We start from the raw sequence: 25,453 nt of genomic DNA on the forward strand, positions 1-25,453 counted from the left end.
GGTTCAAATCAGGGGTCAGCGTAACCAAAAGTCCGTCAACTTAACCCACGTTAGCCATGAACTCAAGTTCGGGCTGTAGAGACCTTGCATGCAAGGTCTCTACGTTATCTAAAGATGACTCAAGAGTTGCCTTTCTTAACCCGTAAAACGGGTTTGAGCTTTCAGCCCGAAATGCAAGTTCAGGGCTAAGTTAACACCAATGGGCGCGCCTCGCCCCTACGATGAATTGGATTTTAAGTTCAATTTTCTTGAAGAGAAACAAGGAAACAGCCCTGGGCTTATTTACAAATCTCAAATTGAGCAATTTCTTTGGGTAAAGCTGGAGCATGGGGAACTTTAACTCCTTTGGGGGCTAAAATCCCAATTCCATAAACACAGCCATCTTTAACACTACAGGTGGCCATATTGAGATTAAGTTCATAATCTTTGAATTCGGGGGGTTTAAAAGTCATGACCGATAAGGTATCTTTCTCCGACTGTAAAACTTCTCCGCCGAGGGTTTTAATACTCAAATTCACATCGCTACAATTTTCGTCACAATAGCCGACAAATAAATATTCTATAGAAGGGTCAAGCCGCATGGTTAAAGGGGCGTTGGCTTTTGGTGGGCCTTTACGGACAACGGGCCAAAATGCCAATTCATAACCGTCTCTTCCCGCCTCCTTAACGACTTCTTTGAGTTTACAAACCACTGTTTTCTCGTCTGCGGTGAGTTCCTTAGCAACCGCAGCCCCCAGGAACACTGTACCTAACAGCAGCGCAAATCCAGGCCCGATTAAATGTTTGCTATTCATCGATAATTTTTGGGAAGGGATGGTATGTCGCAAAATTAGAAATATCAGGAGGATATCATATTTTTGCTTCGTTGTTGATAGCATTATGGGCTTTTAAGTCATCAATTGTAAATAAGCGATGAAATTCTAAGCCTTCCGCCGCGTAGAGTTCCCCGCCTCCCTGTTGTCGGTCTACTAAGGCAATAATATGATTTACCGCATAACCCGCATCTTGGAGGCGTTTAACGGCTTTCATCGCCGACTGTCCCGTTGTCACCACATCTTCTAAAACCACCACTGGAGTTCCGGGGGGTAAGGTTGGCCCTTCAATATAAGCTTGGGTTCCGTGTCCTTTGGCTTCCTTACGAATAATTAAAGCAAAAACGGGTTGGTTTTCATAGGCTGAAACCACACTTACCGCCGAAACAATCGGGTCAGCACCGAGGGTTAATCCGGCGACGGCTTGGGTATCTTCGGGTAACATTGCTAATAATAAACGGCCAATGGCTACAGCGCCTTGAGGGTGGAGAGTGACTTGTTTACAATTAATATAATAGGAACTCTGTTGACCCGAAGACAGGACAAAATCTCCTTCTTTGTAGGCTAACTGACACAATAAATCCAGTAACCATTGTCGCAAAGTGGCTAAATCTGTTGTGGCGACAGACTCGTTTAAAGTGACTTGCTGTTGTTGTTGATCCATTGATGATGAGAAGGGATTTAGTTCATGATTTTATTCTACAGGAAAAAGTGCGTCCTTTTATAAAAATTTATGATTTTTGATAAAGATTAATAGTTGCAACTTCTTCAGAATTAGAATAGGATATATCCAGGTTTCTCTGGATTGGCTTAAGATATGAATCGCAAACAAACGGGCGGCCTCAACTTGCAACTATTCCAGCGAATTCCGGTTTTGTTCACGACCCGGATTATTTTTCCCACAACCCTCTTCATTTGCCTATTTCCTGCTTCGATAACTGCCCAAATTATTCCCGCCCAGGATGGAACCCGAACCCAAGTTACCCCTCAAGGAAATCAGTTTAATATTAATGGGGGCCGTTTATCGGGAGACGGTGCGAATTTATTTCATAGTTTTGAAAAGTTGGGACTATCTCAAGGAGAAATTCTCAATTTTATTTCTAATCCCACGATTCAAAATATCTTAGGACGAGTCACGGGGGGAGAGGCTTCTTTTATTAATGGGTTAATTCAAGTAACTGGGGGAAATTCTAACCTATTTTTAATCAATCCCGCCGGAATTGTATTTGGGGAAAATGCTAGTTTAAATATTCCTGCTTCTTTTACCGCAACAACAGCAACCTCCGTTGGATTTGGGAATCAGAATTGGTTTCAAGCATTAGGTGAAAATCAATGGCAAATCTTAGTCGGAACTCCTAGGGATTTTGTCTTTAATTCTGAAAATCCAGGGAGTTTAGTTAATTTAGGAAATCTCACCGTTTCCCCCGGAGAAAATATTACCTTATTAGCGGGAACGGTTCTCAATACCGGAACAATATCCGCACCAGGGGGAGAAATTACCATTGCGGCGGTGACGGGGGAAAATTTAGTTAGAATTTCCCAAGATGGACATTTATTAAATTTAGAATTAACCTCAGATATTCCTCAAAATTCCCCCGGTTTTACTCCGCTATCCTTACCGGAATTATTAACGGGAGGAAACTCAGGAAATGCTAATCAAGTAAAAGTCAATGAACAGGGACAGGTGATTTTAACGGCTTCGGGGGTTGCGGTTCCTACTGAACCCGGAACTACTATTTTATCAGGAAGAATTGATGTGATTTCTCCCACCCAAACCGGGGGAAACCTTCAATTAGCGGGAGAAAAAATCGGACTAATTAATAGTACCTTAGACGCATCGGGGTTAACCGGGGGAGGAAGAATTTTAATTGGGGGGGACTATAAAGGATTAGGGGATTTTCCCACATCTGAAAAAACCTTTATTAGTTCCGATTCTTTTATCAATGCAAATGCTTTAGAAACCGGAAATGGCGGTGAAGTTATTGTTTGGTCTGAAGATTTAACTCAAGTTTATGGTTTAATTCAAGTTCGGGGGGGAACACAAAATGGCAATGGCGGATTTGTTGAAACCAGTAGTCGCGGTATTTTAGACATTAACACGACACCCGATATTGCAGCACCCTCCGGGTTTGGGGGAACGTGGTTACTTGACCCGAATAATATTGATATTGTCGATGATACCGGGGGAAATACAAACCTGAATGAAAATCCTTTATCAACAGGTGAATTATTATTTAATACCACTGATGATAATGCTCGGTTAAGTGTATTTCTCTTAAAGTCTGCCTTAACCGAAGGAAATGTAATTGTAGAAACGGGAGATGTGGGAAGCAATTCCCAAGATGGAAATATTACGTTTCAGACTTCCTTAGATTTTGATGGAATTGGAGATGACCGAAGCTTAACATTAAATGCAGCCGGAAATATTATTTTAGACGGACAAACGATTAGTGATAGTAACCCCGGTGATGGGGAGCAATTAAGCCTTAATTTTAATGCAGATTTTGATAATAATAATAATGGTTCTGTTTTTATTCGGAATGCTATAATTGATACAAACGGGGGAGATTTTACCGCAACGGGTCGAGGAAATCCTACGTTTCGGTCTGGAGTTTTGATAGATAATAGCCAACTGAATACCCTGGGAGGAAATATTAACCTTGAGGGAATTGCCGTTGATAACTTACCCTTTAATCATGGGATTTTATTAACCAATAGTAGCTTAAATTCTGCCAACGGGAATGTGACCTTAACGGGAACCAGTGGCGCACAAACTGATACCAATATGGGGGTATGGTTACAACAATCTACGATTAACTCAGACGCAGGTAGTATTAATATTCTAGGGAATAGTCAAGGCAGTCAAACCAATAATATTGGAATTTTACTCGATAATAATTCTACCTTACAAAGTACAACAGGAAATATTAGCTTAATCGGAAGTAGTGACAATGGCTTAAATAGTTTTGGAGTAAATTTAAACCAAAGCCAGATTTTAACCGTTGATGGTACTATTCAACTGACAGGAACTTCCGCCGGAAGTGATGGGAGTGTAGGAATTTATGTCAGTGAGAGTAATATTGCTTCAACGGGAACCGGAATTATTGATTTGCGCGGCAATAATAACGCCACGGGGGATAATAATGATGGAATTTCTATATTAAATAACGGACTTATTTTTTCGGCTGGAACTGGAAGAATTAATCTATCCGGGGTGAGTGGGGATGGTGAGAATAGCGAGGGAATTTATATTGTTAATGGACAAATACAAACTCTGGATGGAGATGTTTCAATTCAGGGTTTAGGACGGGGTGCAAATACAAGTCCGGGGATTTTCATTGGGGATAGAGGCGAAATTATTTCTAGTGGAATTGGTAATATTAGTTTAGATGGATTAAGTAATGCCACAGGGAGTGGGAGTCATGGGATTTCCTTATTTGGAGATGCAAACCTTACCGCAAAAACAACAGGAAATATTACCCTGGTTGGAAGCAGTAGTCCTACCACCAATAGTCAAGGTATTTTTATTCTCGATAACCCTATTCTTCAAGTTAGTAATGGAAATCTCAATTTAACAGGAGTGAGTACAGCACCGTTTAACGGACAGGGTATTTTATTAGGAAATAGTTTGCTAACTTCATCAGGAACAGGAACCATTAATTTAAGTGGAACTGGGAATGGCACTGGGGGGGATAGTAATGGTATTCTTTTAATTAATGCGGCACAAATTAATAGTTTAAGCAGTGGGGATATTAATGTACAAGGTCGTGGTGCTGCGGTTCCCGATAGTGAAGGGATAGGAATTTTTCAGGGTAGTCAAATTCAAACGAATACGGGGTCAATTTTAATCGATGGGGTGAATAATGGTGAGAATACAACCAGTGTTATTATTGGAGAAAATAGCCCAGTTACAACAACAGGTTCAGGAAGGATTACAATATCAGGAAATCAGGATTTATTCATCAGTTCCTTAACCAATTCAGGGGGTGAAATTAATCTCAGCAGTAGTGGAGGAAATATTAATAGTAGTTCTGGAACTCTGGATAGTAGCTCGGCTGTTGGGAATGGGGGAACTATTACGGTTGATGCGGCGGGTAATATTATTATTGCGAGTATTAATTCCAGCACAACAGCTAATTCTGGTAATACTCAAGCAGGAAGTGTCACCCTAACTTCTGCGAATAATACGGTAACAATAACTGACAATATTAATGCTTCAGCAACCACAGGTCAAGGCAATAATATTACGATTTCTGCACCTGTTCAACTGACCCAACCCACCACTACTTTGAATACCGTAGGGAGTACCAGTAGTGGGGATATTATTTTTAATAATACTGTTAATGGAACTACACCGGGAAGCAATAGTTTAATTCTGCAAGCGGGAACGGGAACGGTCAGTTTTAATGATAGTGTGGGGAATATCAACCCCCTGAATGGTTTAACGATAACGGGGGGTAATATTAATAGTATCGCACCGATTAATATTGCTACCTCTGGATTAACCATTAATGCCAGTGGAGCGGTTAATTTAGCTGATATTTTAGCGAATAATGGCGGAATTGTCAATATTTTAGCAACGGGAAATATTACAACTCAGGATATTATTACTGAGGGTGAAACCATTACGTTAACCAGTAGTAACGGTGAGATTAATACCCAAAACGGGATTTTAGAGAGTGGGTCTAGTAATAATAATGGCGGGAACCAAATTATCAACGCATCGGGAACGGTTACGTTAGGAGAAATTAATACCAGTACCACCTCTAGTTCGAGTAATAGTCAAGCCGGAACTCTGGATATTACATCGGGAAATAATACCATTAGTTTAACCGGAGATATTAATACTTCTGCAACCCAAGGTCAGGGAAGTGATGTGAATTTTAATACCAATGTTATCCTTCCCCAGGATAATGTAACGATAACAACAACGGGAAATAATAGCAGTGGTAATGTTACCTTTGATGGAACTGTAAATGGGGGTCGTGATAATAATTCTGGGAGTAATAGTTTAACCTTACAAACGGGAGAGGGAGATGTTAATTTTAATCAAGCGGTCGGCGATAGCATTCCTCTACAAAATTTAACCCTAAATAGCAGAAATGTTGTTACTCAGTCTCCCGTTACCGTTGAGAATGGGGGAATTAATATTACCGCAACGGAAGATGTTACGTTTAACGATACGGTGACAACGAATAATAATAGTCCCGTTGATGTCGTCGCCGAGGGAGACATTACCACAAGGGATATTATTAGTAATGGAGAACGAATTGCGCTCACCAGTAATACGGGAAATATTAATACAACGGCGGGTATTCTTAATAGTAGTTCTACCACCGAAGATGGAGGAGAAATTAACCTGAATGCGGCTCAAAATTTAACCGTTGGTGAAATAACAACCCGAACTGAATCTAATTTAGGAACTTCTCAAGCTGGAACCTTGACTCTCGCCGGAAATAGTATCACGTTAACCAATAATATTGATACGTCTGCGACTATTGGGTCGGGTAATAATATTACGTTTAATTCTCCGGTAATTTTAGATGGGGATACCGTTACTTTAACCACATCGGGAACCGCAGGAAGTGGAAATGTTACCTTTAATAATACCGTTGATAGTAATACGCCAGGAAATTCTAATTTAACCATTCAAGCCGGGACGGGAACGGTTAGCGTTAATGAAACAATAGGTGGAACGAATACCCTGAATGGGTTAACTGTTAATAGTGGAGATATGAATACTAATGCTGCTATTACTGTTGAAGCAGGAGGGGTTAATCTTAATAGTAGTGGAAGTGTTAATTTAACTGCACCTATCACCACAAGCCAAACCGGAACGATTAATATTAATGCTGAAAATAATATTACCACTGCTGACCTAACAACCCAAGGTCAAGAAATTAACCTCAATAGTAATACCGGAAATATTGATAGCAGTTCAGGAACCCTCAATACCAGTTCAAATAATAGTAATGGCGGTGATATTAATATAACGACAACCGCAAGCGTTACCCTCGGTGAAATTAACACCAGTACCCAAACCAACCAAGCGGGAACCCTAAATGTTAGTGGTGAAACTATTGCGTTAACCGGAAATATTAATACCTCTGGAAATAACGGAACTGGGAGTAATGTAACCTTTAATAACCCCGTTGAAGTTACTCAACCTGTTAATATCAATACTTCTGGAACATCGGGAAGTGGTAATATTACCTTTAACAATACCGTTAATAGTATTCCTGCTGATAATAACGGTTTAACATTGCAAGCGGGAACCGGAAATATCCAATTTAATAATAGCGTAACCGTTGGCGGATTAGATATTACGGCTGGAACCGTTAATAGTACCTCTCCCATTACCGTTAATACCGGAGATTTTATCATTAATTCCAGTGATACTGTCACCCTTCCCCAAGATATTACCACCACAAATAGCAGTGAAATTCAAATTACCGCGACTAATAATATTGTAACGGGAAATATCATCACCAACGGTCAACCTATTACCCTGAATAGTTCTAATGGAAATATCACAACAAACCCCGGAACTCTCAATACCAGTTCCGAAAATAATGGCGGCGCTATTACCATTAATACCCCAGGAACTCTCAACTTAGGCGGCGTTAATACCAGCACCAATAACGGTCAAGCCGGAACCCTCAATATCAATACTCAAAATAATCCGATTATTTTAAATAGCGATATCAATACCTCTGCAAATAATGGTGCTGGAAGTCAACAACAATATAATAGTCCCGTTCAACTCGCATCCCCCAATATTACCTTAACTTCATCTGGTAGTAATAGCAGTGGAAATATTAGTTTTAACTTTCCGGTAAATGGGAATAGCAATTTAACCGTTAACGCTGGAAGTGGTAATCTTACGTTCTCAACCGTTGGTGATAGTAACCCCCTCTCTAGTTTACAAGTCAATACTACTGGACTAACAACCCTACAAGGCAATTTAACGGCTAATAATAGTGTTGATTTTAGTAATACTTCAGGGGGAACCCAACTCGCCAATAATATCAGTATTAATACCGTCGCCAATAATGGCGATATTCTATTTAATAATAGTCCGATAACAGGTTCCCAAACCCTAACTCTTAATGCAGGAAGTGGAACCATTTCTCTGAATACCGTTGGTAATAATAATAACCCCGTAAGCGGATTAATTTTTCAACAAGCAAACGCCGTTAACCTGTTTGGCGATATTTACACCGCCACCGGACTCGATTTCTCTTCCGTAAATACCGTAAATATTGCTGGAAATCCAGTTACATTAAACACCAGTATTGGTAACGGAGCGATTAACTTCCTCGGCTCAACCCTAACAGGTCAAGGAAATTTAACCCTCACAGCCGGAAACAATGATGTAAATTTAGATACCTTTACTTCTGAAACGCCCCTCAACAGTTTAGGCATTACCGCCAGAACCGTCCAAGCCAATGCTCCCATTACCGTAGGGTCAGGGGGACTTGATATTAATGCGAGTAATATTGTTACCCTAACGGGCAATACCCTCAGTAATAGTACGGTTGCAATTACAGCCACTAACGACATTAATACCCGTGACATTACGGCTTCTCAAGGTATCATATTCAACAGCCGCAACGGGAATATTACGGTTAATTCTCTCAACACTTCATCCCCCAATGCTAACGCTGGGGAGATCACCTTAAATACCCCTCAAGGGAATATTACCACCAACAGCCTGAATAGCTCATCTCCCAATAGTCAGGGTGGGGAGATCACCCTAAGTAGCCCTATTGGAACCGTTACAACGGGAAATATACTGACATCAGGCTTAACTGGCGGTAACATTAGTGTCAATGCACAAACCAGTATTACGACCGGACAAATAAACACCCAAGGCCAAACCCAAGGAGGTAACGTATTCCTCGACCCCATCAACGATGTCCAGGTTGAATATATTAATGCAGAATCCCCCAATGGTCGTGGAGGTAACGTTTTTGTTGAATCAACGCAAGGCTACTTCCGTGCTACTGGTTCCTTCCCCACCTTATTTTCCCCAACGGGAACCGCCAGTATCTCCACTGCGGGACGTCTGGGTAGCGGTTCTATTACCATTCGTCATGCTGGCGGGCCACTCAATCCCCCCGTCGCCTCCTTTGAAATCAAAGGTAATTTAACTATCAATGGAGCCGCCGCCACGATTACAACGGGTGATTTTAGCATTCTCCCCCCGCAAAGCTTTGAGGGTTCATTTACATTAGGAAATATTGCAATTCAAACCGATGACGCGCCGAATCTTCCTCCCAGTCAAAATCCCACCCAGGGGAATACCGGAGTTATTATTCAACAAAATATATCAATTCCTCCTAATCAAGAGGAACAACAAGATGAAATTACTTCTGAATTTATTAATAATCCGACTAATTCTTTTCTTCCGCAAGAACTGTTATCAACCACAGAAATTGCCTTTCAATCCAATAATTTAGATTCTAGTATTCTCCTGCTAGAACAATTTAGAAATCAAGAATTTGAACAATATTTAGGAGTGAAATCCACTTTATTAGACCGTTTAGAAGTTCAACAACGATTAAAAGAATTGGAACTAAAAACCCAACAAGTTTATGCGATTGTTTATATGGTTTCCCGTGAAGACCAATTAGAAATTATTGTGGTTCCTTCCTCCGGTGAACCGTTGCGACATAGTGTTCCTGAAGCGACACGAGAAAACTTATTTCCTGTTGTTCGAGAACTCCAAACCGAAATTACTAACCCCCGAAAACGTAATACTGTGAGTTATCAAGCTCCGGCTCAACAACTTTATGAATGGATGATTCAACCCATAGCAGACGATTTACAAAAATTAGGGGTTTCTACAATTCTTTTTTCCCTCGACCCCGGTTTACGCAGTTTACCCATCGCAGCATTATGGGATGGTCAGCAATTTTTAGTCGAAAAATATGCGATTAGTTTAATTCCTAGTACCAGTTTAATTGACTTTCGATATCAACCCATTGGTGAAGCCGAAGTCTTAGCAATGGGAGCGAGTCAATTTCAACAACAAAATCCTTTACCTGCGGTTCCCGTCGAATTAGAAAATATTATTGATATTTGGCCCGGTGAAGAATTTTTAAACGAAAGATTCACCCTCGAAAATTTGAAATCCCAACGTCGCTTATCTAATTTTGACGTGATTCATTTAGCCACTCACGCTGATTTTAAAGCGGGATCTCCCAGTAATTCTTATATTCAATTATGGAATGAAAAATTACCCCTAACAGAATTACCCAGCTTAAATTTAGATAATCCAACGGTAGAATTGTTAACTTTAAGTGCTTGTCGAACCGCTTTAGGAGATCGACGTTCAGAATTAGGATTTGCGGGGTTAGCAGTGCAAGCCGGGGTTAAATCAGCTTTAGCCAGTTTATGGTATGTGAGCGACCAAGGAACGTTAGCATTAATGAGTGAATTTTATCAAGATTTAAAACAAGCTCCGATTAAAGCCATTGCGTTACAAAATGCCCAAGTTGATATGATTCAACAAAAAACTCGCCTTGAAAATGATCAATTAATTACCACCTTTGGTACAATTCCTCTCCCTAGTGATCTCGCAGGAAGCAATATTACCACCCTATCCCATCCCTATTATTGGTCAGGATTTACAATGATTGGAAGTCCCTGGTAATCAATTATCAGTTGTAGGGTGCGTAAGCGACAGCGCACGCACCAACAGTTAACCATCAATTTTCAGGTGGTCATGGTAAATCAAACATTGTTAACCTCAAACAGCGCACGCACCAACAGTTAACCATCAATTTTCAGAGTTAAAACAACAGTTATAGGGTTAGTTTGAGCAGGTATCCATTTTAGGAGCGATCGCCGAATTAATTCAATAATTTTAGAGTCTGTAATTGTAGACGCATCTTCATCTAAAATCACCTGTTTAACTCGTCCTTTATTAATCTTTAACTCCAACACCAGATCACCCTGAATTCCGGTAGGAATTTCAATTGATTGTAAATGTTGAGTTAAAAAAGCGATCGCTTCTTCATCTAATCCCGTCGCGCTCACTATCTCTAAAGATGTTAAAATAGGAGATGGAGGTTCTAGTTCTAAAAACGAGCCTTCCTCGACAATACTAGGATCGAAAAAAGTGTTCATCCTGAAGCCTCGCATCAGTCCCATCGATTGCAGAGATATAGAACGAGCCACTGGAGCAGAGGGAGCCTGTAACACGGAACCATAGCCATAAATCCCCTCATAACTAACCGCTTCCGGCATTTCCACAGGGACTTGCACCGACACCGACGCTTCGTTAGCATTGACCCGCACATCATCACTCACCGCCACAAACGCCGTATACTGAGATAATAACTGATAAGTGAGAGCCGTTTCCGTCACCGCCTCCACTCCTGCCTTGGTTTCTCCTTGCACCATCTGATTCATCAACGCCTTAATTCGAGAGCGTCCCCACAATTGAGCAACAGCCGGATTTCCCTCTGAATCAAAATTCAAGTTAAAATCCTGTTGATAAGGAATTCCACCCGCCGCAGACCCCTGAATCTGCAAAACCCCAGAATTGCTATCCGGTTTCTTGCCAAATAAGACTAAGGGTTGTTCTGCAAATAAATCCGGGGCTAAAGTAGGATAAATAACAGTTTCTTCTCCCTCTCCTTGCCAAGATACCTGAATATTGGTTAAAACGGGGTTATTAATCTGAGTAAAAAACTGTTCCACAACGGGTTCAACAGGTTCATCATGACGAATAATCCGAGAAATCCCTCGCCCCAACTCAGCAATACGGTTAATCAAAAAGCGATTAACGGAACTCCCCGCCCCAAAACTATGCAGGCGGTTTCCGGGTTTGAGATGTTGTTGTACCTCTGCCAAAATTTGATTTTCATTGCCAATATAACCATCCGTCAACAACACCACCGTCCGCAACCGCCCTACATCCGTAACCGGGAAGTTCAAAACCGCCTGAATTCCTCGTAACAGTTCCGTACCCCCATTCGCATTTAAGTGATTAATATACTGCAACGCTTGGGCGCGATTTTGGGGGGTGTTCGCCAAGGGAACCGCAGACAACTGTTGCGTGGTATTGGCAAAATCAATAATACTAAAGGTATCGTCGGGATTCAAGTGATTAATAAACTGCCGCATCAATTCCTGACATTGCATCAGTGGCATACCAGCTTGAGAACCCGAAGTATCGATGAGAAAAACCACATCTTTCGCAACAATTTGATCTGTTGCATACTTAATCGCCGGAATCAAATAAACTGCAAAATGTCCCCCCCGTTCATCGGATTGAGTTAAAATTGTTGTTTGGGTGTGTTCTCCAGCCACCTGATACCGCAACATCAAGTCTTTATTGGGGATGGTATCTCCCTCTGCTAAAGTGATTCTGGCGTTTTGTCCGGTATGATCAATCTGAAGTTGATGGGAGGGAGAATTAATCCCCAGAATTGGCACACCCGCATCAATTTCAACTGTTACATTAATATCATGACGTGATCGCATCCCCTCCGGCAAAATCGGCGCATTTAAACGAGACGCATCAGGAACTAAATCCGTATCTTGATTTTGGGTCAGGGGTGCGATCGCAGTCCCCCCACTACTGGGATCTTCAATTCCAACCCCCGGAATATAACGGGGGCCAACCACCATCGGAAACACAAATTCATAGTTTCCCCCGGTAAATTTCAAGCTATCGGAATAGCGAATAATCACATCAATTTGTTCACCGGGTTTAATATTAGCCAAAGATTGAGTAAAAATATTATCCCGTTCTTGTTCTAACAGTCCGGCGGTGCGTCCTTGTTGTTTCGCCTGTTCATAAATTTGTTGGGCTTCTTCCCGTTTTTTAATGTTACCTTTAATGGTGCGATCGCCAATTTGAATCAACATTTCATCTACAGCGGCTTCATCGGGTAACGGAAAAATATAAACCGCTTCTAAAGTTGTTGTAAAGGGATTTTCAAAACTCTGGGTGACTTCCACCCGTGACAGATTCCCCGCAATTTTAGCACTAACATTCGTATGTTTAAGGGGAAAGGCGATCGGTTGTTGGTCAGGGGTTTGAATATATAACCCACTCGGTTGATTTTTAATAATTTGAGGCATAGGGAGATAACCTCTCGGCTTGTTAACTGTTTCTAGTGTAGCTTTGTTTTTTGGGAAATGCCTCTCTGTTGAGATCTTTGCGACATTATTCTTAATTTACACCTTATTGTATACTCAATTGAGGCAAACTAAATTTATAAAATTTACTGTGACTGACGAAAACCTTTATCTGAAGCGGTTTTTAGATCCCATTAAAGTTTGTAGGCGGTATAAACCTAAATTTGGATTAGGAAATCGAGAAGAAGGATTAGATTTAGCAGGATTTCTATCACCGAGATGAAATATATACAACCCTAGAAGCTTTATTAAGGGCTGAATAATGTTATCAACTGTAAAACAAAGACCGGAATATACCTTTAAACATAATCAGAATTTAGGACGACACGGATGGTTACGTCTGACTCCTGCCTATGGTGTAAAATTAGTTGAAAAGCTTTTAACTTCTGTTGAACCAGACGCAATGATTCTTGATCCCTTTTCCGGTACAGGAACGACAGGACTTGTAGCGGCAGAACAGGGAAAACAGCCAATTTTATTTGATATTAATCCGTTTTTAGTTTGGTTAGGAACTGCCAAATGTAGAAACTATTCTAAGGCTGAAATAACAGATATCAGGAACAGAATAAAACTTGCTTTTAAGGATTATAAAGCTTTAATTAATCAAGACAATTGGATACCCGCTATATTTAATATTGAAAGATGGTGGTCTAGGCATACCCTAAAATTACTCACAGCTTTGCGAACCGCTTTAGTCAATTATTTTGGTGAACCCGAAAATAATCATTATAGTTTAGTGTGGATTGCTTTTTGCCGTCTGATTATCGAAACTTCTTCCGCCTCGTTTAACCATGTTTCTATGTCATTACAGGAAACAGTTAACCAGTTTGATATAGAATATACTGAAGAATTATTTCTGACTATTCTTGAGTTTATTTTAAAAACAGCAGAAACCAATATTTCAGGGATGATAACTATTATTGAGACAGATTCTAAAACTCTAAAAAGATCAAGCAAATTTATATTATATTATTGGTAATTCAAATTTTTTTAACAATACTGTTGATACAGCATTAATTTTATCTGAGTCTCTGAAAATTTTAGGTTATAAACAGATCAATTATGAAATTATCAGAAAACGAAATTGTAATAAAGCATTATATGAATATTGTGTTTCTGCAAGTCGAACCGAAAGTAAGACATAAACAGACAAATACGCCTACCTTGACTCACTAGGTTATAGAGTTTAAATGGGTAAAAGCTTAACACCTGTTCAAACTCCCCCAGTTTTTGGTAAAGAATTTTTAAGGTTACGTCTATATCTTCTAAATGTTGACGAGCGCTCATTTGTTTTTTCTAGCTTCAATTCCGATGATTATTAATATGGCGAATTCTTGCTCCAGCCCATTGTAATTTTTCCCTTAAAGTTTGATAAAACGAATAATTTTCCCGCAGAATAATAAATTTTGCCTCACAATTTGCCATAGAAACATCCACTCGTTGACCGGGCCAAACCGAGGTTGCTAATACCCCATCCATCCAGAGTTTAGTATCATGTTCGGGGTCAGCTAACGGCCAAACGCTAACAACTGAACCGGGAGGTAAAACGATGGGACGACTGGATAAACTTAAGGGACAAATGGGAGTAACCGTAATAGCCGCCATTCCAGGGTGTAAAATCGGCCCTCCGGCGGATGTATTATAACAAGTGGAACCGCTTGGAGTTCCTACAATTAAACCATCCCCTTGATATTGATCAACGATTTCTCCATCCACTTCCATCTCTAAAAATGATGTGGGCATTCGATAGGCAGAAGCAGGTTTAATACACATTTCATTTAAGGCTAAAAAGCGATCACTAACGGGTTCTAAATTGGTTCGATTTCCTTCATAAACAGTCGCTTGTAACATCACCCGACTTTGCACAGCATAACGATCTTCAAACAGTCGATCAATGACCGCTTCCGTATTTTGAACATCTTCAAAATACTCAGTTAAAAATCCTAAATGTCCCCCTATATTAGCTGCTAAAATGGGAATTCCTTCCGGGGCTAAATGTCGGGCGGCGGCTAAGGCTGTTCCATCTCCACCTAATACAATGGCTAAATCGATGGGAATGCTACTAGAAGCGAGAAAAACAGGATAAGGGTTATCTTTAGCCCCACTTGGCCCCATTAATACATGACATCCCTGCTTTTCTAAATATTTAGCATATTGTTCCGCCCAGCGTTGGCTTAACGGATCTCTAGCTTTATGCGCGATAATCACCTGTTTAATTTCCACGACGCTATCCCATTTTTGCTCAAAGTCTTGTTATTATTATCCCTGATCGATTACCAAATTTGGATAAATTGATTACACTAGATTGATAGAGCTAAAATTAAGTTATGGTTCAACTCAAATCTGCCGAGATTATTTATCCAGAAGGTGACGGGAAACCAATGGCTGATAATACCAAACAATTTCGTTGGATTGTTGTAATTGAACAGAATTTAGAACAACTTTATGCCAATGATCCTAATGTATTTATAGCCGGCGATTTATTTTGGTATCCCGTTGAAGGACGAAATACGATTGTACAAGCACCGGATGTTATGATTGCTTTGGGTAGACCTAAAGGCGATCGCCGATCCTATAAACAATGGCAAGAAGAGGGTATTGCTCCTCAAGTTGTCTTTGAAATTCTTTCTCCTTGTAATTCCCCAACGGATATGGACAAAAAATTATTATTTTATGACCGTTATGGGGTAGAAGAATATTATATCTATGACCCGGATACGAATCAATTTAAAGGATGGTTACGCCGGGAAATGGGTTTAGATATCATTGAAGAAATTAACGATTGGGTGAGTCCTCGTTTAGGAATTCGCTTTGATTTATCGGGGGAAGAATTACAAATTTATCGTCCCGATGGCAATCCGTTTTTATCTTATCATGAAGTCAGTGAACAATTAGAACAAGAACGCCAACGGGCTGAAGATGCTCAACAACGATTAGCAGAAATGGAAACGTTATTGCAACAATACCGAGATCGTTTTGGGAATTTACCTGATCAACAATAGAATAGTAGAAACCGAGTTTTTTATTGAATAAACCCGGTTTCTAAGATCTCGCACGGGGCCAAGGAATAGACGGGTTAGCAACAATTGTTTGGGCAACGATACTCGCTCCATAACGGTTTAAATGACTGGGATCGGCAAAATAATTATATTGAGTTAATGCCTTTTCAGATAAATCAATAAAAATAAAACCATACTCTTGAGATAACTGTTGCATTTGTTCTTGAAATTCAACTTCAGCCGACCAGCGAGTGCCATCTAAATAATCATCCGTGAGAGGTAAGTTCACTAACACCAATTGAATATTATTAGAACGAACAAAAGCGACAACGGAATCAAAGGCACTCGCTTGTTCTCCTCCTAAATTAAAGGCTCGATAATCTCCATCATAAGCTCCAGAAACATAAGGTTTTTGCTGATAATAGGTCTTGGGGTTAAACCGAATCGATAAAGGTAAAAATCCATTGGCTTCAATTGCATCTAAAGAAACCAGAGTAGCAGAGACATTCAATTCTGAAGGGCGATAGAATAAATTCTGATAGCCCGATAAAGTATTATCATTAGAAATTGCAGCTAAACTAGAATCATGATTTTGAATAAAACTAGAGGTTTCAAACTGAAATTTAGGGTTATCTTTCTGTTTACAAGAGTTCGGTAATTGATAACATTTGGTTTTAGAATTGGGTTCAGCTTTAGCTAATTGGGGACGAATACCAGCCGCTATTTTTTGATGGGCTTGGGAGGCAATTATAGCCTCATAGGTGCGATCAATTCGACCACTATTAAACGCCCTCACTCCATCCGCCCAAATGATTAATTTAGGCAGTTGTTCTGGGGTTAAAACTTTTCTCAAAATATAATCAACGACTTGCGCCGTTGCACCATTTACCCCAAAGTTAAAAATCCTTAAATTTTGATATCCTTTTTTAGCTAACGCTTGCTGCATTTGTGCCGGATCAACCCCTTGTAAGGCGCGAGAACTTCCCACAATTAAAATATCAGGTCTACCAAAGGTACTCAAATAAGATAAATATAATTGTAATTGTTGATCTAACGGTTCACTATCAAAACTGGGAAACTGAGCAACGGAACCCGAACGTGCAGCTTGCTGTTGAGAATAAGCTAAATTTCGCATATATTCAATCACTTTTTTCTCAGCAAATACTCGTTTAGGACTATTAGCAGGAACCGCTTGCATCCACGCCACCGCTTGTAACCATAACCGGGCAACTTCATCCCATTCTGATTTAGATTTAGCAGTTTGTGCTAAATTAGCAGCTTGTAAAGCAAATTTCATCGATTCATCTAAATGATTTTCTTCAATACAAGTTTGAGATTTAGAAACAGTTTGATTCGATAAATTTTCCTGCCCCACTAATATTTTTTTTGCATCTAATTTCGGAGAATTGGGAACAATAGAAGCTGCGATCGCAGTCTCAGAAGAAGCAGGAGGTTGAGAAGATTGTTTGAATGATGAACACCCAACCGTTAAGAGAATAAAGGGAACTGTAGCGATCATTAAGCTATGTTTACCGTTTGATCGCATCAACAAGTTCAATATAGACAATAGACTCATAGCAATTGTTAGCTAGGCGTAAATGATTTAGGTTAATCGGGCTGTCTCTGACATCATTATAAATGAAAAAGCTCCGGTTAAACCTTCCCTTCAATCATTCCCTCGGCTTGATGAACAATTGCTCTTAACTGTTCGATCCTATCTTGACTTGCTGTTTGCCACATTTTTCGTTGATAAGCTTCTAATAATCGTTCTGCCATATCCCGTAACGCCCAAGGATTTTTTTCTTGAATAAATTGTTGTACTTTCTCATCAAAAATGTAAGTATTCGCGACCCCTTCATACATAAAATCCTCAACACAATTGGCGGTGACATCATAAGCGAATAAATAATCAACGGTTGCTGATAGTTCAAACGCCCCTTTATAGCCATGTCGCATCACGCCAGCAATCCATTTTGGATTAATTACACGAGAACGATAAACTTTAGCAATTTCTTCTTTTAAAAGTTTGACTTTTGGGTTTTCAGGAATCGCATTATCCCCAAAATAAGTTTGAGGATTTTTCCCCGTTAACGTTCTAACTGCAACGGTCATCCCTCCTTGAAATTGATAATAATCATCGGAATCTAATAAATCATGTTCTCGATTATCTTGATTATGGAGAACAATTTGCATCTTTTCTAGGCGATTTTGAAACGCTTCAGACGCAGAAATTCCCTGTTGATACCCAGAATTTGCACTCGTATAAGCGTAACTACTCCAGTTAATATAAGCCGTCGCTAAATCTTGATCATCTTGCCAATTTTGCGACTCAATTAACCCTTGTAAACCTGCCCCATAAGCACCGGGTTTAGAGCCAAAAATTCTCAAGCGCGATCGCAAATTTGCCTGTTCAATGGTTAACCCTTCTTTCATCCAAAATTCTGTTTCTTGTTTCACTTGTGCGGCTAAAGAATTTTGATCTTCGGGTTCATCTAAATTAGAAATAGCAATTACCGCTTGATCAAATAAATCAATTAAATTGGGAAACGCATCTCTAAAAAACCCGGAAATTCTCAAAGTAACATCCACACGGGGACGACCTAAAATTGAAATCGGTAATATTTCAAAATCAATTACTCGCCGTGAGGGATAATCCCATACTGGTTTTACACCTAATAATGCTAACGCTTCAGCGATATCATCCCCACCCGTTCGCATGGTTGAAGTACCCCAAACCGATAACCCTAATGTACGGGGATATTCTCCATTTTCTTGAGTATAACGTTCAATTAATGCGGTGGCGGCTAATTCTCCAACTTTCCAAGCGGTTTCTGTTGGAATGGCGCGAATATCAACGGAATAAAAATTGCGTCCTGTGGGTAAAACGTCGGGTTTTCCCCTAGTAGGAGCACCGGATGCACCACTGGGGATAAATTGACCATCTAAACCTTTTAATAAATTGGTAATTTCTTCGGAAGTTTTTAATAAATTGGGTAATAATTTGTTTTGAATCCAGTTTAATTCCTGTTGAATTAATTTCCCTTTTTCTTGAAAATCTGGTAATTTTTCAATTAATTTAATTGCATATTCTTCAATTACAGCTACCCCATCTCCAACAGTTCTACAGAATTGATCATTAATAGTTTGATTAATCATTTCCCCATAATCTAAGGTTAATGGATCAAATTCTAACTGCCAATCTTCTGCGATTGCACGAGTTAATCCTAATCGTTTAGAATCAGGATGACGTGCGATCGCTATGATTAAATCCCTTAATTGTTCCCCTTGGGGACATTGCCCAAAAATATGTAATCCATCTCGAATCTGTGCTTCTTTTAATTCACATAAATATCGATCTAATTCACTAAAAATAGTATTTTTATCTTGATTAATCAATTTTTTATTAAATTTCGGTAAACCCAATTCTTCCTCTAAGTTCTCTTCTTTAATTAATTGAATTATTCTTTCTGAAATTAACGATAACCGAGAGGGATCTAAACTTTGTGCTTCATAATATTCATCCATTAACCCTTCTAATTGTTGTAATGACCCATATAATTCAGCACGGGTTAACGGCGGTGTTAAATGGTCTAAAATAACCGCTTGAGAACGACGTTTGGCTTGGGTTCCTTCCCCTGGATCATTAACAATAAAGGGGTAAAAATTCGGTAATGCACCTAACGCAATTTCAGGATAACAGTTTTCTGATAATCCCACACTTTTACCCGGTAGCCATTCCAAATTTCCATGTTTTCCTAAATGAATAATTGCATCCGCTTGAAATTGCGATCGTAACCAATAATAAAATGCTAAATAATCGGGTGTGGGTTCTAAATCCGGTGCATGATAGTTTAAACTGGGATCAAGATCATATCCTCTGGAAGGTTGTATTCCGATAAAAATATTACCGATTTCAATTCCTGAAATTGCAAAACCTTGAGAGGTCTTTTGTTTCTCCTGAAAATGATTATCCCATCGCTTATTAATTGCTGTTTGAACAGATAACGGTAACGTTGAAAAATACTGTTGATAGTCTTCAAAAGATAACCGTTGATAAACAGATCGTAACTCCCATCCTTCAGGATCATTTGTTACGCTAGAGGTTAATTGATCAATTAATTGTTCTCCCGTTTCAGGATAATTTTCTAAAGAATATCCAGCATCTTTTAACCCTTGTAAAATTTTAATACAACTGGCTGGAGTATCCAAACCCACCCCATTTGCTAACCGTCCATCTCGACAAGGATAATTAGCTAAAATAATCGCAATGCGTCGTTTTGATGGAGGTTTCTGTTGTAAATTAATCCAATTTTTAGCTAACTCTGCTACAAAGTTAATCCTATTTTCTACCGCCACATATCGAACTACATGAGTTTCTAAAATCGGGTTCCAAGTTTCCACCGCTTTAAAAGAAATCACTCGACTAATAATCCGTCCATCTACTTCCGGTAAAGCAACATTCATGGCGATATCCCTAGGAGAAAGTCCCATAAAATTATTCTCCCATTGTTCTAATGTTCCTCCACTTAAAATCACTTGTAAAACCGGAATATTTAACGTAAATAATGGCGGTTGACTTTCATCTTCTGAAATTGAAGAAATTGAAAAACTGGTAGTATTAATTAATAATTGAGGTGTGGGCTTAAAATAGGTTAAAACTTCCGTTTGAATATCAGGATCTCGCAGAGAGGAAACAAAAATTGGGATCGGTTCTAAGTTATATTGAACTAAAGCTTGACACAGGGAATCAATCGGATCTAAGTTACCGGATAGGTAATGAGCACGATAAAATATAATTCCAACACGAGCAATATAATTCTGAGGTTTTAAATTAGAATTCCATTGATAATAACCGACTTTTGGGATAACAACCGGAGGAACAATAGAATAATTTTTATTAAAAATATGATTAGCAATTAATAATAATGCTTGAGTAAAATTATCAACGCCTCCTTCGGTTAAATATCGCCAAACTTGATTAACAAGGGATAAGGATACCGTTGAATGACTGATTAAATCTGGGTCAGGACGATCATCACCGGGGAGAATAATTAATTGGGCTTTATTGTTAGCAATAATTTCTTGTAAAACTTCTAACCCATACGACCAATAAGAACGTCCTCCCAATAGTCTTAAAATAATAATTTGTGCTTTTTCTAAAATCGTTTCTGCATAGGTATCAATGGTTAATTGTTGTTGTAATTGTAATAAATTCGTAACTCGCAAACCGGGAAAATCAGAAGGAAGTTTAGACCCCAGAGATGCTAAGGTTTGAATATCTGTATCCGCCGCCGTTAAAAAAATAATCGGTGCTGGAGTTTGTTCAATAAAAATTACCCCTTCAGTATCGGGGTTCCATCCCCCCGGTGTGGCTGCAATTCGGTGCATTTTAATTCCAAAATAAAGTTAATTAATGTCTTGATCTCGATGAACAATATCAGGAGAAAAAGCTGGAAGACAAACCGCCACATATTCTGCACCGTCTTGCGTTGGGGTACTATAACGTACCCATTCTCCTTTATGCGTAATTACCGCTTGTCCTGCTAAAATATCCCTTTGACCGCCTTCATATTCTACCCGTAATACTCCCTTTAAAACCACTGTAAATTCATCAAATTCGGGTCGCTGTCCCGGTTCAATCCATCCCTCCGGAGAGTTCATATAAGCTATACTAACGGTATCGGTTTGACTGTTAACTCGTCCGATGTATTCATCAATTAATTTGGGTTTATTACCCGCAGATGTAATCCGACTCGGTTGTTCAATAAAATCAGGCATGGTAATTGTATAACGAAAGTTTAAGGTTTCATAATTTATACAAATTTTAACCTATTATATCATAATTTTAGGTGACGGATTAATAAAAATTTGCCACAATCAAGACTAGAAAAACCAGTTCTTAAGTTTTGACAGGGTTTGTATGCTGAATACGATTCTTCGCAACCGTTATAAAATCATCTGTTCCATTGCAAGTGGGGGATTTGGCGAAACCTACCTAGCGAAAGATTTAGATTTACCAGGACATCCCCAATGTGTTGTTAAGCAACTCAAACCTCAGTCTTCCCAACCTGCTATTTTAAATACTGCTCGTCGTTTATTTGAAACAGAAGCTCAAACCCTTTATCAGTTAGGAGAACATCCTCAAATTCCTCGTTTATTAGCCCACTTTGAAGAAAATAATGAGTTTTATTTAGTGCAAGAATTTATTGAGGGTTGGGATTTACGTCAGGAATTGATCTCTGAATCCTATGGGGATGAAATAAAAGTGATTAATCTCCTCCAAGAACTGTTAAAAATTCTCGAATTTGTTCATAATCATAACGTAATTCACCGAGATATTAAACCCTCTAATTTAATGCGTCGCAATCCAGATCAAAAGCTAGTTTTAATTGATTTTGGTGCGGTTAAAAAAATTATGATTGAAACGGCTAATTCTGAAGCAGTAATTACCTCTAGTATTGCTATTGGAACTTCGGGTTATATGCCACCAGAACAAACCCAAGGTAAACCTCGATTCTGTAGTGATATTTACGCGGTAGGAATGTTAGGAATTCAAGCCTTAACAGGAGTATTACCCCATCAACTTCCTGAAAATCCCAAAACTCATGAAATTCAGTGGAGATCTCTGCTATTAAAAAATAATACTCAAACTCAACTTCCGCTTTTATATGATATTTTAGATAAAATGGTACGTTATGATTTTCGCGATCGCTATCAAACGGTAACAGAAGTTTTACAAGACTTATCTGGATTAATTGATCCCACTCCTGCGGTTAAATCTTCGTTTCTACCCAACAAAATCAGAGAAGAATTAGAAGATTTACCCTCTGAGTTAAATAATCGTCAAACTCTAGCAACTATTGTTTTTACAGATGCCGTTGGATTTAGTGCCAGAATGTCTAAAGATGAAGTGGTAACTCTAAATTTAATTCGTCGTGATTTGCACCGAATGAGAACATTATGTCAGGAGTTTAATGGATTTGTAATTAAATCTACAGGGGATGGATTATTAATGTACTTTTCTAGTGCAATTCAAGCAGTTAACTGTGCAATTAAAATTCAAGAAGATTTAGCAAAAATAGCACAAAATTTACCAGAAAATGAAATTTTATTACATCGAATTGATATTCATTTAGGTGATATTTTTATTCAAGATCAAGATGTCATGGGAAATGGAGTTAATATTGCTGCACGTTTAGAAGGAAAAGCTCAACCCGGGGGAATTTGTATTTCTAAAATCGTTTATGATGTAGTCAAAAATTCTTTGAAAGTTCCTGTTAGTTATTTAGGTGAATTAGACTTAAAAAATATTCCCGAAGCCCTGCCAACTTATTTAATATTACCTGCTTCATCGTCAATTCAAACCTTGGTAAAAACCCCAGTTAAGCCTGTAAATCAATCTTCTCTTAAATCGACATCTCAAAATGATAGAGATCGACATATTTTACTCAATAAAGTTAAAAATTTTTGGGTGAAAGGCGTTTTAGAAACATCCTTATATGGTCGAGCAATGATAGAATTAGGGTTAGAATTTCGTTTAGATTTGGTTGAAAGACCTTGGGATATTTTATGGGGAACTCCTGATGATCATCAAGACCGTTTATCGCAAGGAATAAAAGTGAGCCAAAAGTTTTTAGAATTGGGAGAAGGACGATCACTTTTAATTTTAGGAGAACCCGGATCAGGAAAAACCACAACTTTATTAGAATTGGCGAAAGATTTAATTGAACACGCTGAACAAGATATTAATCAGTTAATTCCTGTGGTGTTTAATTTATCTTCTTGGAAAGGTGGTAAACAAGGGATAAATGATTGGTTAATTTCTGAATTGAATACTCAATATCAAGTCTCTAAAGCCTTAGCAAAACGGTTGGTTGAGTCAAATCAATTATTGTTATTATTAGATGGATTAGATGAAGTCAGTTTAGAAAATAGAGAAAACTGTGCGATCGCATTAAACCAATTTTTGCAAACAAATGGGGATCATGAAATTGTTATTTGTAGTCGCATCAGTGATTATCAAGCACTCAAAACTCGCCTAAAATTACAAACTGCCATTTGTTTACAACCCTTAACTGTTGATCAAATTCAAGACTATTTTAATCGTGCAGGTTCAGAACTTACCACAGTAAAAGAGGCATTAAAAACCGATTTTATTTTACAAGAATTAACAAAATCTCCCTTAATGTTGAGTATTATCACCCTAGCTTATTCAGGAATTTTACCTTCAGATTTCTTAGAATTTAGTACCATTGAAGGCAGAAGAAGCCATTTATTTGATACTTATATTAAACGGATGTTCTTACGTCGCCGTGTAAACAAAGGCTATTCTCAGGAAAAAGTTATTCATTACTTAAGTTGCTTGGCTAAAAATATGGTAAAACACTCCCAAACCGTCTTTTCAATCGAATCTTTACAGTTAACTTGGTTAGATAAAAGTTGGCAAAAAGATATCTATACTAGCTTAGTGTATTTAATATTTAATCTAATTTTATGTGTTTTATTTCAAGTTATTCTATCTAGTGTTGTAACTTTATTTCGAGACACGATTCAGATTTCAAATGATTCTATGATTATTATTTTTGATGGTTTATTTTTGGGATTGTTGAATGGTTATATATTGGGAACAATTTTTATTTTGCTGAGAAAAAAGTTATCAAATCCAATCGGAGCTATTTTATTAATCTTAATTAATGGATTCACTCAATTTATATTGTGGATGATCATTTCGCAAAATTCTATGGATTTTGGACTGATTGGCGGTTTGTCTGGCGGATTAATTGCACTAATTAATTTACAGTTAATCAATGATAAAATTGTTCCTACAGAGACCTTGAAATGGTCATGGAATCAGGCTAAAAAAAGTTTAACCAGAAGTTTGTTTTGGGGATTAGGGATTGGAGCTTTCATTGGCATAACTTATACCTTTATTACGCTTTTAAATTTTGCTTTTACAATGACCTATAATAGTATTGATGAATCAATACCAACTTTTTCTTTTAAACTGGCAGAACAGCCTATTGTTCTTTTTGTTTTTATGTTAATTAATATTATGGTTTTCAGCTTAATTTTTGAAATCATTGGAGGAATCATCGGAGGAATTTTAGGGGGATTAACGGGGACAACCATTGAAAACAGAACTATCCCGAATCAAGGAATTTTTCAATCGCTTAAAAATGCAGTTATTTTAAGCGTTGTTTCTATAATATTTTTAGAAATTTTTTCTAAAATTTTAGGTTTTTACTTGCCCATTTCAAACGGAATTACATTAGGAATCTTAGTCGGATTAATAGGAGGAGGTAGCGCAGCTATTAAACATTTTATTCTGCGGTGTATTCTCTGTTTAAATCGATCTATTCCTTGGAATTATGCTAAATTTTTAGATGTCGCTGTTGGCTGGATATTTTTACAAAAAATTGGAGGAAGCTATATCTTTATTCATCGCTTACTCTTAGAACATTTTGCTCAATTAAATCGTTAATTTAA

Annotated in this window: 12 protein-coding genes; 5 read left to right on the forward strand and 7 right to left on the reverse strand. The window is 38.4% G+C overall.

What is annotated here, in order from left to right:
• Positions 1-278: 278 nt before the first annotated feature.
• Both H6G57_RS06110 and pyrE read right to left on the reverse strand, forming a co-directional pair.
• Positions 279-794, reverse strand: coding sequence for a hypothetical protein (locus H6G57_RS06110; protein ID WP_190516901.1), 516 nt, complete (start codon positions 792-794; stop codon positions 279-281).
• A gap of 55 nt (positions 795-849) precedes the next feature.
• Positions 850-1,476, reverse strand: coding sequence for an orotate phosphoribosyltransferase (pyrE, locus tag H6G57_RS06115; RefSeq protein ID WP_190516903.1), 627 nt, complete (start codon positions 1,474-1,476; stop codon positions 850-852).
• Positions 1,477-1,629: 153 nt separating this feature from the next.
• Between pyrE and H6G57_RS06120 the strand changes: the two genes are divergently transcribed.
• Complete coding sequence (locus H6G57_RS06120; RefSeq protein WP_190516904.1) at positions 1,630-10,470, forward strand: CHAT domain-containing protein; 8,841 nt, start codon at positions 1,630-1,632, stop codon at positions 10,468-10,470.
• A 119-nt stretch (positions 10,471-10,589) separates the two neighbouring features.
• Here H6G57_RS06120 and H6G57_RS06125 read toward each other — a convergent pair whose 3' ends face one another.
• Positions 10,590-12,911, reverse strand: a complete 2,322-nt coding sequence (locus H6G57_RS06125; RefSeq protein ID WP_190516906.1) for a VIT domain-containing protein — start codon at positions 12,909-12,911, stop codon at positions 10,590-10,592.
• 148 nt (positions 12,912-13,059) lie between these two features.
• Between H6G57_RS06125 and H6G57_RS29360 the strand changes: the two genes are divergently transcribed.
• Positions 13,060-13,191 (forward strand): hypothetical protein, encoded by a 132-nt coding sequence (locus H6G57_RS29360; protein ID WP_255528341.1) that lies wholly within the window; start codon positions 13,060-13,062, stop codon positions 13,189-13,191.
• A 39-nt stretch (positions 13,192-13,230) separates the two neighbouring features.
• The gene (locus tag H6G57_RS06130) at positions 13,231-13,947 is read left to right on the forward strand and encodes a DNA methyltransferase (protein ID WP_242048880.1); all 717 of its coding nucleotides are present in this window, start codon (positions 13,231-13,233) and stop codon (positions 13,945-13,947) included.
• 323 nt (positions 13,948-14,270) lie between these two features.
• Here the strand turns inward: H6G57_RS06130 and H6G57_RS06135 are convergent, their stop codons facing one another.
• Positions 14,271-15,191, reverse strand: a complete 921-nt coding sequence (locus H6G57_RS06135; protein WP_190516907.1) for an NAD(+) kinase — start codon at positions 15,189-15,191, stop codon at positions 14,271-14,273.
• A gap of 104 nt (positions 15,192-15,295) precedes the next feature.
• Here H6G57_RS06135 and H6G57_RS06140 point away from each other — a divergent pair, with 104 nt between their 5' ends.
• Positions 15,296-15,970: a Uma2 family endonuclease gene (locus tag H6G57_RS06140; protein WP_190516909.1), complete on the forward strand. Its 675-nt coding sequence runs from the start codon at positions 15,296-15,298 to the stop codon at positions 15,968-15,970.
• Between the two features lie 40 nt (positions 15,971-16,010).
• Here the strand turns inward: H6G57_RS06140 and H6G57_RS06145 are convergent, their stop codons facing one another.
• From H6G57_RS06145 to H6G57_RS06155, 3 genes are all read right to left on the reverse strand, one after another.
• Positions 16,011-17,513, reverse strand: a complete 1,503-nt coding sequence (locus H6G57_RS06145) for a DUF1574 domain-containing protein (RefSeq protein WP_242048881.1) — start codon at positions 17,511-17,513, stop codon at positions 16,011-16,013.
• 107 nt (positions 17,514-17,620) lie between these two features.
• The gene (gene cobN / locus H6G57_RS06150; RefSeq protein ID WP_190516910.1) at positions 17,621-21,355 is read right to left on the reverse strand and encodes a cobaltochelatase subunit CobN; all 3,735 of its coding nucleotides are present in this window, start codon (positions 21,353-21,355) and stop codon (positions 17,621-17,623) included.
• Between the two features lie 18 nt (positions 21,356-21,373).
• A complete protein-coding gene (locus H6G57_RS06155) occupies positions 21,374-21,745 on the reverse strand; it encodes a cupin (RefSeq protein ID WP_190516912.1) in 372 nt (123 codons plus the stop codon).
• 142 nt (positions 21,746-21,887) lie between these two features.
• On the opposite strand from H6G57_RS06155, the gene H6G57_RS06160 reads away from it, so the two are divergent.
• The gene (locus H6G57_RS06160; protein WP_190516913.1) at positions 21,888-25,448 is read left to right on the forward strand and encodes a protein kinase; all 3,561 of its coding nucleotides are present in this window, start codon (positions 21,888-21,890) and stop codon (positions 25,446-25,448) included.
• Positions 25,449-25,453: the final 5 nt, after the last annotated feature.

It is taken from the genome of Planktothrix sp. FACHB-1365 (genome assembly GCF_014697575.1).
In the GTDB taxonomy this organism is placed as follows: Bacteria; Cyanobacteriota; Cyanobacteriia; order Cyanobacteriales; family Microcoleaceae; genus Planktothrix.

Coding starts and splice junctions, on each gene's coding strand:
- H6G57_RS06110 (WP_190516901.1), bottom strand. CDS start 794: ATGAATAGCAAACATTTAATCGGGCCTGGATTTGCGCTGCTGTTAGGT.
- pyrE (WP_190516903.1), bottom strand. CDS start 1,476: ATGGATCAACAACAACAGCAAGTCACTTTAAACGAGTCTGTCGCCACA.
- H6G57_RS06120 (WP_190516904.1), top strand. CDS start 1,630: ATGAATCGCAAACAAACGGGCGGCCTCAACTTGCAACTATTCCAGCGA.
- H6G57_RS06125 (WP_190516906.1), bottom strand. CDS start 12,911: ATGCCTCAAATTATTAAAAATCAACCGAGTGGGTTATATATTCAAACC.
- H6G57_RS06130 (WP_242048880.1), top strand. CDS start 13,231: ATGTTATCAACTGTAAAACAAAGACCGGAATATACCTTTAAACATAAT.
- H6G57_RS06140 (WP_190516909.1), top strand. CDS start 15,296: ATGGTTCAACTCAAATCTGCCGAGATTATTTATCCAGAAGGTGACGGG.
- H6G57_RS06145 (WP_242048881.1), bottom strand. CDS start 17,513: ATGCGATCAAACGGTAAACATAGCTTAATGATCGCTACAGTTCCCTTT.
- cobN (WP_190516910.1), bottom strand. CDS start 21,355: ATGCACCGAATTGCAGCCACACCGGGGGGATGGAACCCCGATACTGAA.
- H6G57_RS06155 (WP_190516912.1), bottom strand. CDS start 21,745: ATGCCTGATTTTATTGAACAACCGAGTCGGATTACATCTGCGGGTAAT.
- H6G57_RS06160 (WP_190516913.1), top strand. CDS start 21,888: ATGCTGAATACGATTCTTCGCAACCGTTATAAAATCATCTGTTCCATT.